Annotated in this window: 21 protein-coding genes; 14 read left to right on the top strand and 7 right to left on the bottom strand. The window is 57.1% G+C overall.

Going from position 1 to position 18,449, the window contains the following annotated elements:
- Positions 1 to 19: 19 nt before the first annotated feature.
- The 3 genes from CCC_RS07465 to CCC_RS07455 all read left to right on the top strand — a co-directional run bounded on the left by CCC_RS07465 (position 20) and on the right by CCC_RS07455 (position 3,282).
- The gene (locus CCC_RS07465; RefSeq protein WP_009868599.1) at positions 20 to 2,059 is read left to right on the top strand and encodes an EAL domain-containing protein; all 2,040 of its coding nucleotides are present in this window, start codon (positions 20 to 22) and stop codon (positions 2,057 to 2,059) included.
- The gene (locus CCC_RS07460; RefSeq protein ID WP_009868598.1) at positions 2,059 to 2,550 is read left to right on the top strand and encodes a prolyl-tRNA synthetase associated domain-containing protein; all 492 of its coding nucleotides are present in this window, start codon (positions 2,059 to 2,061) and stop codon (positions 2,548 to 2,550) included. The genes CCC_RS07465 and CCC_RS07460 overlap by 1 nt, the downstream gene beginning before the upstream one ends.
- Before the next feature lie 78 nt (positions 2,551 to 2,628).
- A complete protein-coding gene (locus CCC_RS07455) occupies positions 2,629 to 3,282 on the top strand; it encodes an MlaC/ttg2D family ABC transporter substrate-binding protein (RefSeq protein WP_009868597.1) in 654 nt (217 codons plus the stop codon).
- A 16-nt stretch (positions 3,283 to 3,298) separates the two neighbouring features.
- On the opposite strand, the gene CCC_RS07450 is transcribed toward CCC_RS07455, so the two are convergent.
- Positions 3,299 to 3,787, bottom strand: coding sequence for a hypothetical protein (locus CCC_RS07450; RefSeq protein ID WP_009868596.1), 489 nt, complete (start codon positions 3,785 to 3,787; stop codon positions 3,299 to 3,301).
- Positions 3,788 to 3,919: 132 nt separating this feature from the next.
- Between CCC_RS07450 and guaA the strand changes: the two genes are divergently transcribed.
- Complete coding sequence (gene guaA, locus CCC_RS07445) at positions 3,920 to 5,476, top strand: glutamine-hydrolyzing GMP synthase (RefSeq protein WP_041040631.1); 1,557 nt, start codon at positions 3,920 to 3,922, stop codon at positions 5,474 to 5,476.
- Between the two features lie 149 nt (positions 5,477 to 5,625).
- Positions 5,626 to 6,870, top strand: a complete 1,245-nt coding sequence (locus CCC_RS07440) for a tyrosine-type recombinase/integrase (protein ID WP_041040629.1) — start codon at positions 5,626 to 5,628, stop codon at positions 6,868 to 6,870.
- A gap of 253 nt (positions 6,871 to 7,123) precedes the next feature.
- Here the strand turns inward: CCC_RS07440 and CCC_RS07435 are convergent, their stop codons facing one another.
- Complete coding sequence (locus tag CCC_RS07435) at positions 7,124 to 7,330, bottom strand: hypothetical protein (protein ID WP_009867146.1); 207 nt, start codon at positions 7,328 to 7,330, stop codon at positions 7,124 to 7,126.
- 184 nt (positions 7,331 to 7,514) lie between these two features.
- On the opposite strand from CCC_RS07435, the gene CCC_RS21125 reads away from it, so the two are divergent.
- Positions 7,515 to 9,284 carry a sensor histidine kinase gene (locus tag CCC_RS21125; RefSeq protein WP_052473002.1) on the top strand — a complete coding sequence of 590 codons (1,770 nt, stop codon included), beginning with the start codon at positions 7,515 to 7,517 and terminating at the stop codon, positions 9,282 to 9,284.
- A gap of 119 nt (positions 9,285 to 9,403) precedes the next feature.
- Entirely contained in the window at positions 9,404 to 9,943 is a 540-nt protein-coding gene (locus CCC_RS22120) for a hypothetical protein (protein ID WP_152619733.1), read from the top strand.
- A 202-nt stretch (positions 9,944 to 10,145) separates the two neighbouring features.
- Here the strand turns inward: CCC_RS22120 and CCC_RS07425 are convergent, their stop codons facing one another.
- Positions 10,146 to 10,361 carry a hypothetical protein gene (locus CCC_RS07425; RefSeq protein ID WP_041040626.1) on the bottom strand — a complete coding sequence of 72 codons (216 nt, stop codon included), beginning with the start codon at positions 10,359 to 10,361 and terminating at the stop codon, positions 10,146 to 10,148.
- 187 nt (positions 10,362 to 10,548) lie between these two features.
- Between CCC_RS07425 and CCC_RS21685 the strand changes: the two genes are divergently transcribed.
- Both CCC_RS21685 and mamQ read left to right on the top strand, forming a co-directional pair.
- Positions 10,549 to 10,803: a hypothetical protein gene (locus tag CCC_RS21685; protein WP_236686332.1), complete on the top strand. Its 255-nt coding sequence runs from the start codon at positions 10,549 to 10,551 to the stop codon at positions 10,801 to 10,803.
- A gap of 90 nt (positions 10,804 to 10,893) precedes the next feature.
- Positions 10,894 to 11,532, top strand: a complete 639-nt coding sequence (gene mamQ / locus CCC_RS07415) for a magnetosome protein MamQ (protein WP_041040622.1) — start codon at positions 10,894 to 10,896, stop codon at positions 11,530 to 11,532.
- Between the two features lie 68 nt (positions 11,533 to 11,600).
- Here mamQ and CCC_RS07410 read toward each other — a convergent pair whose 3' ends face one another.
- Together CCC_RS07410 and CCC_RS07405 are read right to left on the bottom strand one after the other, a co-directional pair.
- Positions 11,601 to 11,939 carry a hypothetical protein gene (locus CCC_RS07410; RefSeq protein WP_052472999.1) on the bottom strand — a complete coding sequence of 113 codons (339 nt, stop codon included), beginning with the start codon at positions 11,937 to 11,939 and terminating at the stop codon, positions 11,601 to 11,603.
- Positions 11,940 to 11,956: 17 nt separating this feature from the next.
- Positions 11,957 to 12,388 carry a hypothetical protein gene (locus CCC_RS07405; protein ID WP_041040620.1) on the bottom strand — a complete coding sequence of 144 codons (432 nt, stop codon included), beginning with the start codon at positions 12,386 to 12,388 and terminating at the stop codon, positions 11,957 to 11,959.
- A gap of 866 nt (positions 12,389 to 13,254) precedes the next feature.
- On the opposite strand from CCC_RS07405, the gene CCC_RS07400 reads away from it, so the two are divergent.
- The 4 genes from CCC_RS07400 to CCC_RS07385 all read left to right on the top strand — a co-directional run bounded on the left by CCC_RS07400 (position 13,255) and on the right by CCC_RS07385 (position 14,643).
- A complete protein-coding gene (locus CCC_RS07400; protein ID WP_041040617.1) occupies positions 13,255 to 13,491 on the top strand; it encodes a hypothetical protein in 237 nt (78 codons plus the stop codon).
- Positions 13,492 to 13,574: 83 nt separating this feature from the next.
- Positions 13,575 to 13,838 (top strand): hypothetical protein, encoded by a 264-nt coding sequence (locus tag CCC_RS07395; RefSeq protein ID WP_041040747.1) that lies wholly within the window; start codon positions 13,575 to 13,577, stop codon positions 13,836 to 13,838.
- Between the two features lie 45 nt (positions 13,839 to 13,883).
- Positions 13,884 to 14,138 carry a hypothetical protein gene (locus CCC_RS07390; RefSeq protein ID WP_041040615.1) on the top strand — a complete coding sequence of 85 codons (255 nt, stop codon included), beginning with the start codon at positions 13,884 to 13,886 and terminating at the stop codon, positions 14,136 to 14,138.
- A gap of 100 nt (positions 14,139 to 14,238) precedes the next feature.
- Entirely contained in the window at positions 14,239 to 14,643 is a 405-nt protein-coding gene (locus CCC_RS07385; RefSeq protein WP_009869000.1) for a bacteriohemerythrin, read from the top strand.
- On the opposite strand, the gene CCC_RS07380 is transcribed toward CCC_RS07385, so the two are convergent.
- The gene (locus CCC_RS07380; RefSeq protein WP_041040613.1) at positions 14,644 to 16,455 is read right to left on the bottom strand and encodes an aminopeptidase P family protein; all 1,812 of its coding nucleotides are present in this window, start codon (positions 16,453 to 16,455) and stop codon (positions 14,644 to 14,646) included.
- A gap of 360 nt (positions 16,456 to 16,815) precedes the next feature.
- Here CCC_RS07380 and CCC_RS07375 point away from each other — a divergent pair, with 360 nt between their 5' ends.
- A complete protein-coding gene (locus CCC_RS07375) occupies positions 16,816 to 17,550 on the top strand; it encodes a hypothetical protein (RefSeq protein WP_236686331.1) in 735 nt (244 codons plus the stop codon).
- 47 nt (positions 17,551 to 17,597) lie between these two features.
- On the opposite strand, the gene cyoE is transcribed toward CCC_RS07375, so the two are convergent.
- The gene (gene cyoE / locus CCC_RS07370) at positions 17,598 to 18,449 is read right to left on the bottom strand and encodes a heme o synthase (protein ID WP_009869003.1); all 852 of its coding nucleotides are present in this window, start codon (positions 18,447 to 18,449) and stop codon (positions 17,598 to 17,600) included.

The following is an 18,449-nucleotide window of genomic DNA, read 5'->3' as shown; positions in this document are numbered from 1 at the left end:
CTGACGGATTCGGGGGTAAATGGACGAGTTCAAATTCAAAGCCAGGATCAGCATCACCCGCGTGGTGTTTCTGCTGTCCCTGACCGCCACCATTTTGGCGCTGGGTGTAGTCGTCCTCATCTCCGGTCACGTACGCGAGAAGTCGGTGCAGGACCTTGCCCGCGACGAGGCGCGCCAGACCTCGACCCTGGTGTTCGAGACCCTTTACGCCGCCATGCGCAAGGGCTGGAGCAAGGCCGAGATCGGCGAGGTGATCACCCGGCTGCAAGCCGCCCTACCCGACCTGTCCATCCATGTGGTCCGCGGACGTCCGGTCATCGAGCAGTTCGGCGAGATCGCCAACGACGTCGCCATCGTCCGGCACGACCCGCTGCTGCAAGAAGTCCTGGCCAGCGGCAAGGAGACGCTGCATCCCAGCCCCACGGGCATCCGCTACCTGTATCCCCTGATCGTCAAGCAGGAATGCCTGGTTTGCCATACGGCGGCCAAGGTGGGCGACATCAACGGCGTCATCGACATCGTCTATCCTGTGCACGCGCTGAAGGTTTCGTTGGACTACGTGCTGAACACGGTCCTGGCCTATTTCTTCGCCATCCTGATGCTGTTGTCGGTGGCTTTGTATTTCAAGCTCAAGATCTTCGTGGCGCGTCCCATCACCAACATGGTGACGCTGATGCAGGAGATCATCTTGCACACCGACCTGTCGCGCCGGGTCGAGAGCAAGGGCATCATCGCCGAAGTGGCCGACCTGTCCGACTACTTCAACAAGCTGCTGCGCACTGTGGAGGACTACCAGCACCGGCTGGAGGACCTGTCCATCCGCGATCCGCTGACCCGGCTTTACAACCGGCGCAAATTCGACGAGTTCCTCGACCACGAGATCGACCGGTCCCAGCGGCACGGCCATCCCTTCTGCGTCGCCCAGATCGATCTGGACGACTTCAAGAACATCAACGACACCTTTGGCCATCCCATCGGCGATCTGGTGCTGAAGGAACTGGCCAGCGTGCTGAACCGCGAAGTGCGGCGCACCGACATGCTGGCCCGGGTGGGAGCCGATGAATTCTCGGTCCTGCTGCCCGAGACCACCATGGAAGAAGGCATCGCGGCGGCCGAGAAGATGCGCCAGGCCATCGCCGATTGCCAATTGGGGCTGCCGGTGGGCGGCGTGCGCATCACCGCCTCGGTCGGTCTGGTGGGCTATCCCGAGAATGCCGACGACGCCCAGAAGCTGGCCATCGCCGCCGACGTGGCCATCTACAAGGCCAAGCGGTCGGGCAAGAATCAGGTGGCGGTTATCGGCGAGGGCGAGGACGCCACCGTGGCCATCTTCAGCCAGGGCGAGATGGTGCGCAGCGCCCTGGCCGAGGGACGGCTGGTGCCTTACTACCAGCCCATCGTCGCCGCCGAGGACGGCTCCATCGCCGCCTATGAGGTGCTGGCCCGCGTGGTGGATGGCGATCAGGCGGTCTGTGCCGGAGACTTCATCGAATCGGCAGAGGAACTGGGACTGGCCGGAGAGATCGACGCCGCCGTGTTCGACGGCGCCCTGGAGGCCATGGCGGCGGGCAAGCTGGGCAATGCCAAGATCTTCGTCAATCTGTCGGCCAAGAGCCTGACCGACCGCGAGCGCATGATGTCCATTCCCGACCGGCTGCGGGCCGCCGGAGTCTCGCCGTCGCGGGTGGTGCTGGAAATCACCGAGCGGGAAGCCCTGCCCCATTTCGGCGACATCGTCACCATGATCAACGAGTTGCGCAGCTCGGGGCTGGGTTTCGCGCTCGACGATTTCGGCTCGGGCTTCTCGTCCTTCCTCTATCTCAAATACATCACTGTCGATTATGTGAAGATCGAAGGCAGCTTCATCCGCCATGTGGTCACCGACGAGCGCGACCGCATCATGGTCGAGCACATCCACTCCATGGCCCGGCGCTTCGGCATGATCACCATCGCCGAATTCGTCGAGGACGAAAACACCATGGTGCTGTTACGCAAGATGGGGATCAATCTGTGCCAGGGCTTCCACATCGCCATGCCCAAGCCCATTCACAGGCTGTGATGCCGCCCGCCACGCCAGACGACCTGTTCGCGCTGTTCGACCGGCTGGATATCCGGGCGGTCACCCACCATCACGACGCGGCCTTTACCGTGGAAGAGGGGCACCGGGTCTGGGGCTCCATCCCCGGCACGCATTGCAAGAACCTATTCCTCAAGGATGGCAAGGGAAGGCTCTGGCTGGTGGTGGCGCCCGCCGAACGGCGCATCGACCTGAAATCCCTGCCGGAAAAGATCGGTTCCGCCCGGTTGTCCTTCGGTTCCGCCGCGCTGCTGACCGAGGTTTTGGGGATCGAACCGGGATCGGTGACGCCCTTCGCCCTCGTCAACGACCGCGAATACCGGGTCAGCGTGGTTCTGGACGCCGAGATGATGGCCCAGGAGCTGATCAACTATCACCCCTTGCGCAATACCATGACCACCACCCTGACACCTGCGGAACTGGTCCGCTTTCTCGAACATACCGGCCACGCCCACCTGACCGTCGCGCTATGACCGAGGGTATTGCCCCGCCCCCCCCAATTGCGCTATTCCCTACGCGTGATTCGAGCTTTCGACAGGACCTGTCCTAAAATGGCGATGACCCTCTTGCGGCGTTCGGCACTGGCTGTGGTGCTGATCCTAGGCGTGTTCCTGACGCCCGGCACAGCCGGGGCGGCCGATGTGGAACAGGGCCGCAAGACCGTTCAAAGCGCTGTGAACGAGGGTATTTCCACCTTTGTGGGCAAGACTCATCCCCTGCCCGAGAGAACCCGGCTGCTGGACGATCTCCTTCGCCGCTATGTGGACCCGTCCATGCTGTCGGCCAGCATACTCGGGCGCTATTGGGGCAAGATCAGCGAGAGCGAGCAGAAGGCCTTTTCCCAGCTCTTCGTGCACTATCTGGTGACCTCCTATGTGGGCATCCTCGGCCGCGCCGAACCCGGCACCCTGGTCAAGGTGACCGGCGGCGTCGATCAGGGAAGCACGGTCAAGGTGCAGTCCTCGGCCCTGCTGCCGTCCCAGCCGGGCGACCCCATCCCGGTGGAATGGATTGTGGCGACCACCGCCGAGGGCAAGCCGGTGATCATGGATCTGTCCGCCCAAGGCGTCAGCCTGATCCGCGCCATGAAGGACGACTTCGCCTCGGTGCTGCGCGGCTCGGGCGGCAAGATCGAGCCCCTGATGGACGCGCTCAAGCGCAAGATCGAGTCCAATGAAAAGGAAAACGCCACCCTGCACGGGTGACGTTTCTTCCGGTCATCTAGCCGCCCAGATAGATCAGCCTTTCGCCTTCCCGGAACTCGCCCGACACGGCCAGATCCTTGTAGAAGTCGGCCACCGCGCGGGCCGGGCCGGTGAGCGCGTTGATGGGGCCGGGCTTCAATCCCAAGCCGTGGGCCTTGAGCAACCGGGGCTCGGCCACCTTGTCCGCGAAGAACAGCACCACATCGTCGCCCTTGGGCGCCGCCATCAGGGTCAGGCGCGCCGCGTCCAGGTATTGCACCAGGAACAGGCCGGGCGCCAGACGGGCGGCGCGGGCCTTGCCGGTGGGACCATCGGGCGAGGCGACGTCATACTGCTTCTCGCCCTCGTTCCAGCGCACCCGCACCTCGACCCCGTCAGGGCGGCGATAGCGACCGTCCTTGACGCCATCGACCCGAATGGATGCCGAGGCGGCAACGGTCTCGCCGTCGACCTGATAGCAGGCGGAAGCCAACAGCACGAATATCAGGGCGACGAGGCGGCGCATGGCGGTTCCTTCCGGCTGAATTGGCCCGGACCCTAGCACCAATGGGGCAATGTGAAATTGACCTCGGCCAAGTGCTTGTTCCAGGCTTGGTGAATCGCTAAAGTCCCGGCCTCGAATTCCCCGGAGGAAGTCATGTCCGAGCGCATCCTGATCGTCGATTTCGGCTCGCAGGTGACCCAGCTGATCGCGCGCCGCGTGCGCGAGGCGGGCGTCTACTGCGAAATCCACCCCTTCAACCGGGTGAGCGTCGACAGCATCCGCGAGTTCGGACCCAAGGGCGTGATCCTGTCGGGCGGCCCGGCCTCGGTGCCCGAGGCGGGCAGCCCCCGCGCGCCCCAGGGCCTGTTCGACATGGGCCTGCCCATCCTCGGCATCTGCTACGGCCAGCAGACCATGTGCGAGCAGTTGGGCGGCAAGGTCTCGCCCGGCGACCATCGCGAATTCGGCCGCGCCATGCTGAGCGTGTCGGGCGAGCCCTGCGCCCTGTTCGACGGCATCGCCGCCAAGGGCGACGAAGTCCAGGTCTGGATGAGCCACGGCGACCGCGTCACCGCCATTCCGCCGGGCTTCAAGGTGGTGGCCACCTCGGAGGGCGCGCCTTTTGCCGCCATCGCCAATGCGGACAAGCGTTTCTACGGCGTGCAGTTCCACCCCGAAGTGGTGCACACCCCCATCGGCAAGCAATTGCTGTCCAACTTCGTCCACAAGATCGTCGGCTGTGCTGGCGACTGGACCATGAAGGCCTTCCGCGCCCAGGAAATAGCCAAGGTGCGCGCCCAGGTGGGATCGGGCCGGGTGATCTGCGGCCTGTCGGGCGGCGTGGATTCCTCCGTTGTGGCGGCCCTGCTGCACGAGGCCATCGGCGACCAGCTCACCTGCGTCTTCGTCGATACCGGCTTCATGCGTGCGGGCGAGTCCGAGCAGGTGGTCAGCGTCTTCCGCGACCGCTTCAACATCAAGCTGGTGCACAAGGACGCATCCGGCCTGTTCCTGGACAAGCTGGCGGGGCTCACCGACCCGGAGAAGAAGCGCAAGATCATCGGCGCCACCTTCATCGACGTCTTCGAGGAAGAGGCCCGCGCCGTGGGCGGCGCCGACTTCCTGGCCCAGGGCACGCTGTACCCCGACGTGATCGAAAGCGTCAGCTTCACTGGCGGGCCCAGCGTCACCATCAAGAGCCACCATAATGTGGGCGGCCTGCCCGAGCGCATGAACATGAAGCTGGTGGAGCCCTTGCGCGAATTGTTCAAGGACGAGGTCCGCGCCCTGGGCCGCGAACTGGGCCTGCCCGCCGATATGGTCGGCCGCCACCCCTTCCCCGGCCCGGGTCTCGCCATCCGCATTCCCGGCCAGCCGCTGACGCGCGAGAATCTGGATATCCTGCGCAAGGCCGATTCCATCTATCTCGATGAAATCCGCAAGGCTGGCCTTTATGACGAGATCTGGCAGGCCTTCGCCGTGCTGCTTCCCGTGCGTACCGTGGGCGTGATGGGCGATTCGCGCTCCTACGACTATGCCTGCGCTCTGCGCGCCGTCACCAGCACCGACGGCATGACCGCCGATTTCTACCCCTTCGACATGGCCTTCATCGGAAGGGTGGCGAACCGTATCATCAACGAGGTCAAGGGCATCAACCGGGTGACCTACGACATCACCTCGAAGCCGCCGGGCACCATCGAGTGGGAATAAGTTGAAGCTCTAGAATTGTTTAATATCAATGCGTTAGAAGTTACTAAATGACTTAGTAACTTTGATGTTGCGATTCTAGTGTTGTTGTTTTTCAATGGATTAGCGCAGGCCAAACTCCAACGAGTTGCAAACAGCGTGGGTCATTGAAAATGCATAATTCAACTGATGATCACGACAAATGGACCTATGACGTCGAGAAAATCCCAAATAGCTCGGCTAAAATATACAAAACAAAGAAATCTGGCGGAAATTACTACTTTTCGTGCTGGATTGCAGATGAGGGGAAGTACCTCACAAAATCACTGAAGACCAAGGACCGTGATAAAGCCTTCAAGATGGCCGATGACATTGTTCTTGATCTGAGGGTGGCAGCCAGAAATGGCGAGCGAATATTTTCATGCACCCTTGGCGAATTGGTCGAGTGGTACATGGATAAGCGGCAGATCGAGGTTACAAAGGGGCTTATAACAGCTGGCAGATTGGTGACCGTCCGCAGTCAGCTTCGTGCCCTTGAACGCTTCCTCGGCTCAACGACCCGGATTAACAAGATTCAGGGGGAAGCGTTCAGGAAGTACACGACATTCCGCCTTGGTGACGCCTCCCTCATCACAATCAAAAACGAGCGATCGACGATTGGGCATCTGTTCAAGGAAGCCATCGAGGCCAGACGAGCGACCCACCATCAGCTTCCGTTATGGGAAAAACTGAAGATCAAGGAGGTTCCAAGGCGGGAAGCGTTTCTGCCGCAGGAATATCAGCAGTTCTATCGTTCGTTCAGAGGGTGGATCAATTCCTCAAAGGATGACGACGAGAAGCTGGTCCGCCAGATCATCCGAGATTTCATACTGATTTCCGTCAATACGGGCATTCGGTTCGGCGAATTGAGGCGGCTCAGATGGTTTAATGTTGCCAGCATCATGGCCGAAAGGGGCAAAAGCCCTGACGCCAAGGACGCCAATCTTACTGTTCGGCTGATTCTCAGCGCAGACATCACCAAGACCGGGAAGAGCAGGGAAGTCATTGGCCGGGGAGGAAGCTATTTCAGGCGGCTAAAGGAAACCTCTCGGTTCACCGACAAAAAAGATTACCTGTTCGCCGATCAGAAAACGGGAGAGCCTCTCGCTAAGGCCGAGTACTACAGGCAATGGAAGAGCCTGATGGCAGCGGCAGGCATGGAAGCCGCCAAGCTGACCTACTACTCCCTGCGCCATACCTATGCCACGTTTCGCATCATGAACGGTGATACCAATCCGCTGCTGCTGGCCCAGAACATGGGCTGTTCAGTCAGCTACCTCGAAACCCATTATGCACATGTGCGTACCGCAGAAATGATAGCTGAGCTCACTCGCACCCTAGACAGGAGCAAGGAGGGGTTCGACATGGTGGATCTTTAGGAAGGAAAATTAGGAATAAATAATTCTGACCAGAACTTATTCCGAGAGAAATTATGAATGCGTCAACCCCACTTCAAACCCTTCTTGTCTCCAAGCCTGCAAAATCTGCCCTTGAGCCATTTCTGAGATCATCCACAATTGCTGCCGTAGCTGAAGTTTCAAGCTCGGGAGAAATTGGCCAGCGAATAGACCTGTTCAAGCGTCAACTTGCCCAGGCATCATCAGGAAAATACCTTGTGGTAGCCTTGAAGCTCTAAGCCACCAGCGAAAGACCGAGGCGAGTGCCGACCTCCGCCAAAAGGCTCACGAGGTCATTGTCCACGAGGTCTTTGGCCAACGCCATGCCGATGCAAAGGCGCAAGATATCATCCGTCGAAGCTGTGGCATTGAGGTTGGCAACCACCTGAGCTGCCAGCCGCTTGATCTCTACCTGCGTCACGAAGCCTGTTTTCCAGGTCATTTCGTTATCCCCCCACCCTTGGCGGAGGTGAATAGCGGATGGCAAGGGCGATTTCAAGTTACATTGGCGTCGATAGCGTCAGTACGCCGCTAAGCGACCCTTCGCCGTTAACGGCGGCTATACAAACGCCATACTAAAGATTAAATTAGGGTGGTCCATTGGGCGCAAAGCGCAAGGATTGGCCATGTCCCAAAGCCCTACAGGCAGCGCACGGCAGCTGAGCCCCTCTAAGTCATCCGGCCCAGCCAAGATTGCCCTCATTTATGCGGCTATAGCTGCAACATGGATAATCGTATCTGACAATTCCCTTGCGTATTTCGTAGGCAACGCTAGGCAGGCTGCCGACATTAGCGTTTACAAAGGCTTGGCTTTCGTCGCCCTGACCACCTTCATTCTCTACAGGCTTATGATGCGCATGGTCATCAAGCTGACCGATTTGCATGCAGCGGTAGAGCGGGAGCAAGCAGCAAAACTTGAGGCGTTGAGCCTACTAGAGGTTATCGCCGATAAATCGACGGATGCCATATATATCAAGGATACCTCGGGACGTTATCAACTGTTCAATCGTCAAGCCGGTCGATTTGTTGGCAAGGAAAGTAGCGAAGTAATCGGACATGATGACCGTTCCATCTTCCTGCCAGGAGAAGCCGAGGCACTGATGGAGGTTGACCGCCAGATCATGGAGGGAGGAGTTGTTAGCACCGTCGAGGAGGTGATGACCACCCCAAATGGGATATGTACCTTTCTGAGTAATAAGGGGCCATTTTATGGAGAAGGCCATCAATTGCTTGGCTTGTTTGGCGTTGCCAGAGATATAACGGAAAGAAAGTCGCTGGAAGACAGAATTGCAGAAAGCGAAAAGCAATATAGGTCATTATTTGACGGAATGCTGAGCGGGTTTGCCTATCATAAAGTTGAGTATATTGATGGAGCTCCTGTTGATTTCACATATTTAGCAGTAAACAAAAATTTTACATTATTGACAGGCCTCTGTGATGTTGTTGGGAAAAGGGTTAGTGAAGTTATCCCAGATCTGAAGGAGAAAGATTCAGAGCTTTTTGACATTTATTTTCGTGTCGCTGATACGGGGCAGCCCGAGCGAGTCGAAAGGCATGTTTTGTCGCTTAATTTGTGGTTTGTCATCTCAGTATTTAGCACGCAAAAAGGGTATTTCGCCGTCATTTTCGACAACATCACTGATCGTGTAGTTGCTCAGAACGAAATAATTAAAAACAACGAGCAGCTCTTGCAGTCAAACCTTGATCTTGAACAATTTGCCTACGTGTCATCGCATGATCTCCAAACGCCGTTGCGTAACATTATCAGCTACACCCAGCTTCTCGAGCGCCGCTACAAAGGAAAGTTGGACGCCGACGCCGATGATTTCATCGATTTTATCGTAAAAAACTCGAAACAGATGAGCAGCTTGATCAGTGATCTGCTGGAATATTCACGGACAACAAGTCAATCGCTGTTATTGCAGCCTACCTCGGCAAGCGAGGCAGTTGCCCAGGCACTGGAAAATCTGAAGGTAGACATCGAAGAGGGTTGCGTCCAAATCACAGTTGGTGATCTTCCAATGGTGATGGCTGAGCAGACCCGTCTCACCAGCCTGTTTCAGAACCTTTTGGGAAATGGCATCAAATACCGTTCTACAGAACGTAGCCCGTCACTTTCGGTGAAGGCTGAGCGAGTCAAGCAAGGCTGGTGGCGCTTCGCTGTCACCGATAATGGCATTGGGATCGAAGATGAGTACCACGACAAAATTTTCGAAATTTTCCAGCGGCTCAGCCCGGCATCGGAGAGAGCAGGAACTGGTATCGGCTTAGCCTTGTGTCGCCGGATCGTTCACCGTTTTGGAGGGAGCATTTGGGTGGAGTCTGAACCGGGACAAGGAGCGACGTTCTTCTTCACGCTTCGAGCCGGGGTTGGTGCCCAGATATCCTCCAGCTAATATTTGTGCTCTCATTGAGGTTCAGAGCATCGACCCTCGTTCCTGGATCGAGCAGACCAGCCTTCATCTGATATCTGCCGTACAAGATTTTAGTTTGTTGATCTCTAATTGGAGGCGGAATGGATACCGATAACAATACATCAGCTATTGCGCCAGATAAGTCTGATAAAAGTGCGCTATCCGCTCGTATTGCCCGCTATGTAGGCTGGCTAATTGTAGCGGCTAAAATTATAGAGCCGACATATTTTAGCTATATATACCTCGATGTCTTGCGTTTTGATTATATATTATCAACTATAGCTCTAAAATCAACGCCTTGGATATTTTTTGGCCTTTCCATAGTACAAGCTGGGCGCTGGATTGACCGAGGCGATAACACTCAATTGGCTGCAGGCAAGCTTTTGCAAGTCTTGGGACTCGGTGCTATAATTTTTATGCTGATGTTTTTTGTTCCTGGATACATTAAGACTGAAGCGGATAAGTCAATTGCTTTATACTCTGGATTTTATTTGTTAATTGGCGGAACCATACTAATTACTGCTCTCTGCATGATTTTCCTAGGCGCTTTGCTAAAAAGGATGGCCAGTAAGTTATCATTGATATCATTTGGCGTCATATGTGTAGTTCTGATATTTGTTAGCTTACGAATGCTTTCTTAAAAAAATACAGAAGATATTACGCCGCCTCACAGATGTGAAAAAATAATTTATATTTTTCTATCGGCGCAATTAATCTGACAGTCGATACATTTATATTTTGATGATCGAAATCCCTACCGAAACTCCTCGGGATAGAAATTTCGGTAGGGATTTCCGGGACTGACCTGAATGCTGGAAAGTTGGGAATCTCAACTTTTGTCGTTCAGGTGGCTGGGATCAGTTCGATCTCGCTGCTGGCATCGAACATCCGGCGAGCAATGCCGGACGCTTCGGCGGCTCTTGCCCAGAATACCTTGATCGTCCACCGACCGCCGATGAATCCCTGAGCTCGGAATTTCAGCTTCGGGGCATCGGGATCAATTTGGCGGGCATTCCGGCGACTTCGGTCCCGCATCGACAAGTTGGAATAGAAACGCATTGAAAACCCTATAAATTTTTCATCCAATGGCTTGGATCTTCGAACGACCAAGCTTGGAATATAGCCACCAAAGATGACCTATTCTCGGTGATCGGCTAACGAATTCTCAAATGGAAAATCACACTCTGTCGTTTCTATCGTCTGATAGATTGAAGTGCCATGATTGGCATTAGCAGGATTTGGCAGATTGGAATTGACCGGGCATGTTTTTTTTGGACGCAAGAATCCAGTGATCCAGCCAGGCGATCTTTACGTGAAGGTTGGCGATCCACCCAGCAAGGTTTGGAAAATCACCAGGGTATGGTCAACGGTGGACGGCATTCTGCATGCTCGGCTTCATAGCTTTTTCCAGCAAAGTGAATTTCGCATCGTCGCCATCACCGTGCTGGGAGATCGAGACTTTTATATTCCGACTCAACCGCTTCCATCCGATCTTGTTTGAACCCATCGCCCCATCAGTTTCTTGACCCGCCTCACCCCTGTTCAAGGGCAGCTGCTGGGGGGTAATATATGCCATAACCAGAGGGGCTGCATGAACCTTCAATTCAAATATGTTTTTCGGGCAATTTCCGCAATCACAGTCCTCGTAGTGTTTGCGTCTGGGCTGTTGCGTTACAATGAATTTCTGGCAATGCGGGAGGATGCTCAGTCGAAGAGATCAAATTTTGAGGTGGAGATACAAAGGCGGAATAATCTGTTCGGCAACCTGATTAACCTAACAGTTAATCATTCATCGCTAGAAAGTTCTGTGTTCAATAATAGCTCTGATAAGAGAGCGGAAGGCGTCAATGTTGCAACTAAAAAAGACGATGCGCTCAAAATTGAAAAGACTTTTGTTCAGGATGGATTTGGCGCTGCCCTCGGAAAGGTAATTGCTTATTCTGAGCGGTATCCAGACATTAAATCTGTAAAATCGTATAAGTTTATGATGGCGTCACTGATTGAAATGGAGGAGAGGATCGCCAACAATAGGGTTATGTACAACGAATCTGCTTCACGGTTTAATGCGGAAATTCGAAAGATGCCGTGGAAGTACTTAGCCATGATCACAGGATTTAAGGAGCGTGAATATTTTCATCAGGGGCAAGAAAGTACGGCGATAATCAATGCGCCTATCGTTTCTCCAGAGATGTATCAGCCGCTAATACCATTGATTTCTGATAAAAACTAAAACACACGCCATTTGCTTTCCGCCGCATGATCGGCATCGTTTTGGAGTATCGCAGGCCTCATCGAACACTATCTGAACTCGCATGCGGTCCGTGGATCCGCCATAATGTCGGCAGAAGTTTCCCGCAAGAGACCTGCCTCTAACCCTGCGGCAATGACCACATCGCCCATTGGCCCCTTTACCTCATCTGGGAGGCTGATTGCAGCTACCCAGTTACCATCCGGTGCTCGGTAACGAGGCAGCCGTACCTCTGTCCTCTTGCCGTTGGCCCGGAGTTGAACGCCGTGGAGGATAATGGCAACGCCATCAAGAATCATTTCCACATCGGCCAAGCCCAGCATATCACCGGAACCATTGATTGGGCTGAGCTTCAGGATGCTTATGACGGCTGTCGATGAATCGCTCATGTGATCCAGATTCCCGATCAATAGGTTCCAGGGAAGACACCTTTTCCTACATTCTGGGCGATCTTCTGTGCCCGCCGGATGTAACGGCGCATATCAGCCCGCAGTGCATCATAGCCTGCCTTGCCCCCGCCGCTCTTTGTCTTGCCCTTCCCACCAGAGGCCGTAATGGAATTAAGGCACTCCATATACTGCGTAAGGTTGGGAGGGACAGCGGCCTTGGAGCGCTTCCAGCCTTTGTCTTCCACCTGCTTGTTCCAGGCGGTTGCCCATTCGTGGTATCGACGGCAAGTCAGCTCCAGATCGCCATCAGATTCTAGCCAATACCCGTAAAGCCGCAGCATAACCCTCAAATTGGTCAAGCTCATGCTGCGATTGGCCGTCAAATTGAACTGGGCCTGATTAGCGGGGCGCTTGGCTGGCGGCGATAATGCCATCACGGCGGCCTTCAAGCTTTCAATCCTCTGGGAATGGGTTTCTGCCAGCGAAACACGTAGAACAATACAATCCACATCGTTCAGCGCATCTCGACAGTCATTCACCGTGAGTAAGTGCGTTCAAAAGCATTACTGCAACGAAGAAATAGGTAGTTCAGCTTCGCTGACAACAGGCGAAGCCTGTTGTGATCTATGGTGGCAATCAAAGGATAGTACTGCATGAGAGATATTAAGGGATTCTTGGATCAGATTTATGACATAAAGTCGGCATCAAGCGGATGGCATGAGGCAAGACACTTTATGGGAGGCGGGCTTTGTGGCAGATCAACCATTCCTAAATCATTTCGAATTTCAGAGAATCTTCGGGCAGATTTGCGGGCAATTTCCGATTATACGGGCCTATCCGAAAGCGAGATTATACGAAACGCTGTCGAGGCGTATATTTATAAACAATACAACAGTATGCCCCTCGGCCAAGAATAAAGTATATTAATACATATAGATGATTGCGGTTTCTTTCTGAATAAAAGAATGCTTTGAACATGGCACTCCCAGGGCATGGTTATTTGCTATATTTTTCATCAATAACCACACTTCAATTCACTTTTGACATCTAAATCTTGATTTTTCCGCAGAATTGTGATACAATACTTAGTATTGTTGGTTTATTGCATGTGAAAAACTAACAAAGTTTTGAAAATGCATTGTAAATCAATATGATGCAGAGAAAAAATTATTGAGTGGGAATGAAGTCGTCACGAGCGATTGGTTAACATCAACTTTCGTCAACATTATCGTTTGATGAATGGGGCTTCCGCCCGATTGTCATTTTCGTGATTCCAGTTAAATATCTCCTCGATATTGAACAGGGGTTTGCGGCCATGGGGCGGCGTGACAGCGGGCATTGTGCCTTTGACAGGTTGATCGGACTGGCGGACGACGCTCTGTCATCCGATGAGGCTCTGTCCGTGCTGCGCAACGCCGGGGCCTGCAATGCGCTGGTGTCGTGCCCCAACCGGCTGGGCTGCTCGTGGATGGCCATGATCGTGGCGTCGCGGCGATCCGCAGCCGCCATCGCCGCCGCCGAGCATGATCGGGTTCTGGCGCTGACGGCCTGATACGGGCCTCCGCATGATCGCCCCGTGAATCCCGCATGGAAGATGTGGTTGAGAATCGCTCTCGCCACACCTATCATCGCCCCATGACGAATTATGACCTGCCCACGGCCTGTCAAAGCAAGTTCGCGGCGACGACCAATTGTATCGCTTGCGGCGTCTGGGTGGACGCGCTGGTCATCCTCGGCGATATCGCTCACTGTCCCGAGGATTCAACCTGTATCCATCACGATGCCTGTGCCCGCGAGATTGCCCGTTGCGCCGGTGATCTGCACGACGGGGCGCCTGTCCGCTCACGCCTCGTGGACCGATTGCGCCATCTGTTGTCACCGGTTACGGCCTTCCGCTAGCGACGGTTTTCCCCAAGGTTTTCATTGCACCCCCCGGAGGCCTGCATGTCGGAAGAAGCCCTGTGCGAAAGCCGCGACCCGGCAACGGCTTGTCCGCATAACGGCCACGCTCTGCCATGTGCCGGCTGCCCAGAGGCGGTGGCATCGGTCAGCCGCATTGGGCGCGGCAATGACCTCATGCGCTCCGACCACGATGGTTGTTGGGTGGTGCGGATCGATCATTCGGAAAAGCTACGCAGCGATGATCCCTGCCTCGCCTGCTCCTTCTTCCGCAACCGGGCGCAATTGCTGGCGGGATAGCGGCTAGCGCATATCCACATTTTAGCTATGGCTTTTTCTTGCGTCCGGACGGCAATGGCGTAAATTGCCGCCGTTTTGGCGGAATTGAGAAGGCAATACCATGATAGCTCGGCATGCGGTCATCCGTTGGGGCGAGCCCCTGCTGCTCGGCGTCGGCTTCGTGGATCGCGATCACTGCGAGGCGGTGGAGATGATCAACCGCCTGGCCGCCGCCTCTGGGGCCGAGCGCCTGGAACTGGCCCGCGCCTTTGCCCATCACTGCGCCGAGCATTTCGCCCGCGAGGAGGAGATGATGGTCAAGACCGGATTCTTCGCTCTGGAGCCGCACAGGGACGAGCATATGCGTGTCCTGGGCCAGTTGGACGAGGTGATCCGCAGCCTGGAGGGCGGCGATTCTTGCGCGGAATACTTCGCCGTGGACCTGCCGCAATGGTTCCTGGAACACCGGGCGACCATGGATTACGTCACCTCGGGCTTCGCTCTCGACCACGGCTGGGTTGAGTAACTAAAGCTCCGCCGTCGCCCGCTCCAGCCAGTCCCTCTCCGCCGCGTCGTCCAACCGCGGCATGAGAGCGCCCCTCACCCTGGCGTGATAGGCGTTCAGCCATTCCCGCTCGCCCGCATCCAACAATTCCGCATCCACCAGGGCCCGGTCGATGGGCACCAGGGTCAGGGTCTCGAACCCCATCAGCTCCCGCTCGGCCCCCGCCGGGGCGGGACTCTGGGTCACCAGAACCAGATTCTCGATGCGGATGCCATAGTCGTCGGGTTTGTAGTAACCGGGCTCGTTGGACAGAATCATCCCCGCCTTCAACGGCACGGTATTGCCCAGCTTGGAAATACGCTGCGGGCCCTCGTGGACCGACAGAAAGCTGCCCACGCCATGGCCGGTGCCGTGATCGTAATCCAGTCCCTCGGACCACAGCGCCTGACGGGCCAGCACATCCAGCTGGCTGCCCGTGGTGCCGGTGGGAAAGACGGCGCGGGCCAGGGCGATATGGCCCTTCAGCACCAGGGTAAAGCGGCGGCGCGCTTCCATGGGGGCGGGGCCGCCGATCAGCACGGTGCGGGTGATGTCGGTGGTACCGTCCAGATACTGGCCGCCGGAATCCACCAGATACAGATCGCCCGCCGCCAGGGGCCGGTTGGTCTTGGGCGTCGAATGGTAATGGACGATGGCCCCGTTGGGGCCCGCCCCCGAGATGGTGGGAAAGGACAGGCCGCGAAAATGCTCTCCCCGGCTGCGAAAGCCCTCCAGGGCATCGGCAGCGGCCATCTCATCGACCGTGCCGCGCCGGGTGGCGTCCTCCAGCCAGGAGAGAAAGCGGACCATGGCGATTGCGTCGCGATGATGGGCGGCCCTGGTCCCGGCCATCTCGACACTGTTCTTGCAGGCGCGCGGCAGAGCGCATGGGTCAGCCCCCGCCTCCACCTTGGCACCCGCCGCCCGCAACGTCTCCCAAACCTGGAAGGGGGCCGAGGTGGAATCCAGGCGAACCCGCTTGGCCTCGCGCCCCAGCAGGCGAAGCGCGGCCTCGAACCCGGCGGGCTCGGTCACCCTGACCTCGTCACCCCATTGGGATCTCAAGGATACGGGGACGCGGCCAGGTTCGACGAACACATCCACCGAGGAATCGGCACGGATGATGGCAAAGCCCAGCGGCAAGGGTGTATAGGCCACGTCATCGGCCCGGATGTTCAGCAGCCATGCCAAGGATTCCGGCGCGCTCAACACGGCGGCGTCCAGGTGCTCGCGCGACAATTCGGCCGCGATGTCGCTCCGCTTGTCCTCGCCGGAACGGCCAGCAAAGCATTCGGGATGATCGACGATGGGGGTGGCGGGCGCCGCCGGGCGATCGGTCCACACCGCGTCCAGGGGATTGTCCGGGCAAGGCACCAAACTGGCCCCCGCCCTTTCGCAGGTATTGGTCAGAGTCTGAATCTGGTCATGGGTATGCAGCCAGGGGTCGAAGCCCAGCCGGTCGCCCTTGGACAACACGTCGGCCAACCAGCAATGAGGCGGCATTTCGGTAAGATGCTGGGGGGTGAACAACACAGTGTCCACCTCGCTCACCACCTGCAGCGTATAGCGGCCATCGACGAAAATCGCAGCCTTGCCGCCAAGCACCACCGCCGATCCCGCCGATCCGGTGAAGCCGGTCAACCAGGCAAGGCGCTGGGCCGAGGGCGGAACATATTCGCCTTGATGCTGGTCGGCGCGCGGCACGACGAAGCCGCTCAGATTGCGGCGCTCCAATTCGCGCCGCAAAGCGGCAAGACGATCAGAGAAGACGGCGGAAGATTGCGGCTGGCTCATGACCAAAATCTAGTCCAATTGACCGAGGTCAGGTAGGGGGATTTGCCCCGCTCTTCCGTCATATGGCCGAAAACGGCAGTGGCGAATTGCATCAAGTCTATTTGTCGCGCTGCAACATGAATATTCTACGACATCAAGAACCCAATCCAAGGGACGACGACTTAGGTCAGGCCTTTAAATAAACATGAACAATGATTATGATAATTAATAGATTCGGAAGGCCTGTCAGTCTTGTTCAATCTCCCAAGGTGAAATGATATGGGGGCCCAGGAAACGGAACCGTCCCTCGAATCGGGCGGAGCCATGGTGCCGAGAGAGACCGGTGGTAAACGATGCCGCAGTGTCGCGGCGGTCGCCATCATGGCATTGACCGATATCCTTGAGGAAGCCTCGGTGGATGGGGCCGTCACCATGGACGACGTCCGCCGCGTGGCCAAGGCCGTCCTGGCAGCGCGGGGCCCATTGTCCGAGCATTACGCCCTGTGGGAGGACGGCTGCGATTCCAGTTTCACCCTGCGCCGGATCGAGCAGCAACGCACCGATTTCATGGGCCGGATCATTACCCGCCCCTTCTCCGATTACTTCGATGATAAGAACAGCGGCATCGAGCGCAAGCATCTGCCGCAATTCTTCGCGGCGGTCCGCATGATCATCGGCGAAGAGCCGTTCGATGTCCTGCGCGGCCGGGCCAACAAGGCCGCCGAGCGCCACCGTACCGAGGAGGGCATGGTCGCCTGGGGCGACTTCTACGCCGATGACGACGCGCGCGCCGTGTTCGAAGACGTCCTGGTCACCATGGCGCGCAGCTTCCGCCGCTTCGAGCCGCGCAAGGACTGGTTCCTGATCATCATGAATTCCAGCCCGTCCTCGGTCTCCACCGCGTCCAACGCCTTCATCCCCAAACGGCCCGAGGACAAGGTGCTGCGCGAATTCAGCGAGGCCCATATGGTGCGTCTGTTCCAGGCGCTGTTCGCCTCGTGCCGCCCCGACACCTTCACGCCCGAACGCCGGACCGCCTTCATGGAAAAATGGGGAAGCGAGCCGGAAAAGATTTTCGGCCCGCTCTTCGTCAATCTGGCGGAAATGGCGCAGTAGCCTCTTATGTCAGATCCCGATAAAGGACCGCCCATCGGGACTTGATCTTACCAGTGCTTATCGACGAATACCGCGATGAACAGCAGCAGCAGATAGGGCATGGAGGCGGCGAAGTTCCAGCCCGCCCAGCGGCGGCTGGTATCCTTGACCAGCACCAGATTGAAGCCCAGCAGCACGGCGCCGGAAACCGCCGCCATGATGCCATAGGCATCGCCCAGCAGCCCCAGCCACCAGGGCAGAAGCGAAGCCGCCACCAGGATCAGGCTGTTGCCCAGGATGCACCAGGCGGTGCGCTTGGCGCCGACCACCACCGGCAGCATGGGAACCCCCGCCTGGCGGTAATCCTCGGCCAGCAGAATGGCCAGCGACCAGAAATGGCTGGGCGTCCACAAGAACAGCACCAGGGCCAGAACCATGGGCAACAGCCACTGGGTCTGGTCCACCGCCGCCGCGCCCGCCAGGACGGCGAAACTGCCCGCCGCGCCGCCGATGATGATGTTGGTCCAGTGGCGGCGCTTCAGCCAGACCGTATAGATGGCCACATAGACGAAGCCGCCCAGAAACAGGTGCAGCGCCACCACCCAGTTGAAGGCGGCATGGGCCAGGGCCATACCGGCCACCATCAGCACCACCGCCAGGGTAAATCCCAAGGCCGGAGTCCCCGCCCCCGTCGCCATGGGACGGCGCCCGGTGCGGCGCATCAGGCGGTCGATATCGCGGTCCCAGACATGGTTGAACACCGCCGAAGCGGCAGAGCCCAATACCATGGCGAGGGTCAGCAGCAGCACCGCCACCGGATCAACCTTGGTCGCCACGGCCGCGTAGCCGGTGATGGCGGTCAACGCGATCATCAGGGCGATGCGCGGCTTCAACAGCTCGATATATTGCCTGAAGGTCAA

Origin of the sequence: Paramagnetospirillum magnetotacticum MS-1, from assembly GCF_000829825.1 — a bacterium.
Lineage (GTDB): Bacteria > Pseudomonadota > Alphaproteobacteria > Rhodospirillales > Magnetospirillaceae > Phaeospirillum > Phaeospirillum magnetotacticum.
The sequence above is the reverse complement of the archived record's forward strand: the minus strand, read 5'-3'. Positions and strand labels throughout refer to the sequence as shown.

What these genes read in the sequence shown, in the direction of transcription:
- CCC_RS22120 (WP_152619733.1), top strand. Translation starts at nt 9,404, where the DNA reads ATGGATACCGATAACAATACATCAGCTATTGCGCCAGATAAGTCTGAT.
- mamQ (WP_041040622.1), top strand. Translation starts at nt 10,894, where the DNA reads ATGAACCTTCAATTCAAATATGTTTTTCGGGCAATTTCCGCAATCACA.
- CCC_RS07390 (WP_041040615.1), top strand. Translation starts at nt 13,884, where the DNA reads ATGTCGGAAGAAGCCCTGTGCGAAAGCCGCGACCCGGCAACGGCTTGT.
- CCC_RS21125 (WP_052473002.1), top strand. Translation starts at nt 7,515, where the DNA reads ATGTCCCAAAGCCCTACAGGCAGCGCACGGCAGCTGAGCCCCTCTAAG.
- CCC_RS07395 (WP_041040747.1), top strand. Translation starts at nt 13,575, where the DNA reads ATGACGAATTATGACCTGCCCACGGCCTGTCAAAGCAAGTTCGCGGCG.
- CCC_RS07435 (WP_009867146.1), bottom strand. Translation starts at nt 7,330, where the DNA reads ATGACCTGGAAAACAGGCTTCGTGACGCAGGTAGAGATCAAGCGGCTG.
- CCC_RS07450 (WP_009868596.1), bottom strand. Translation starts at nt 3,787, where the DNA reads ATGCGCCGCCTCGTCGCCCTGATATTCGTGCTGTTGGCTTCCGCCTGC.
- guaA (WP_041040631.1), top strand. Translation starts at nt 3,920, where the DNA reads ATGTCCGAGCGCATCCTGATCGTCGATTTCGGCTCGCAGGTGACCCAG.
- CCC_RS07425 (WP_041040626.1), bottom strand. Translation starts at nt 10,361, where the DNA reads ATGCGTTTCTATTCCAACTTGTCGATGCGGGACCGAAGTCGCCGGAAT.
- CCC_RS07385 (WP_009869000.1), top strand. Translation starts at nt 14,239, where the DNA reads ATGATAGCTCGGCATGCGGTCATCCGTTGGGGCGAGCCCCTGCTGCTC.
- CCC_RS07375 (WP_236686331.1), top strand. Translation starts at nt 16,816, where the DNA reads ATGGCATTGACCGATATCCTTGAGGAAGCCTCGGTGGATGGGGCCGTC.
- CCC_RS07400 (WP_041040617.1), top strand. Translation starts at nt 13,255, where the DNA reads ATGGGGCGGCGTGACAGCGGGCATTGTGCCTTTGACAGGTTGATCGGA.
- CCC_RS07440 (WP_041040629.1), top strand. Translation starts at nt 5,626, where the DNA reads ATGCATAATTCAACTGATGATCACGACAAATGGACCTATGACGTCGAG.
- CCC_RS07410 (WP_052472999.1), bottom strand. Translation starts at nt 11,939, where the DNA reads ATGAGCGATTCATCGACAGCCGTCATAAGCATCCTGAAGCTCAGCCCA.
- CCC_RS07380 (WP_041040613.1), bottom strand. Translation starts at nt 16,455, where the DNA reads ATGAGCCAGCCGCAATCTTCCGCCGTCTTCTCTGATCGTCTTGCCGCT.
- CCC_RS07460 (WP_009868598.1), top strand. Translation starts at nt 2,059, where the DNA reads ATGCCGCCCGCCACGCCAGACGACCTGTTCGCGCTGTTCGACCGGCTG.
- CCC_RS07455 (WP_009868597.1), top strand. Translation starts at nt 2,629, where the DNA reads ATGGCGATGACCCTCTTGCGGCGTTCGGCACTGGCTGTGGTGCTGATC.
- CCC_RS07465 (WP_009868599.1), top strand. Translation starts at nt 20, where the DNA reads ATGGACGAGTTCAAATTCAAAGCCAGGATCAGCATCACCCGCGTGGTG.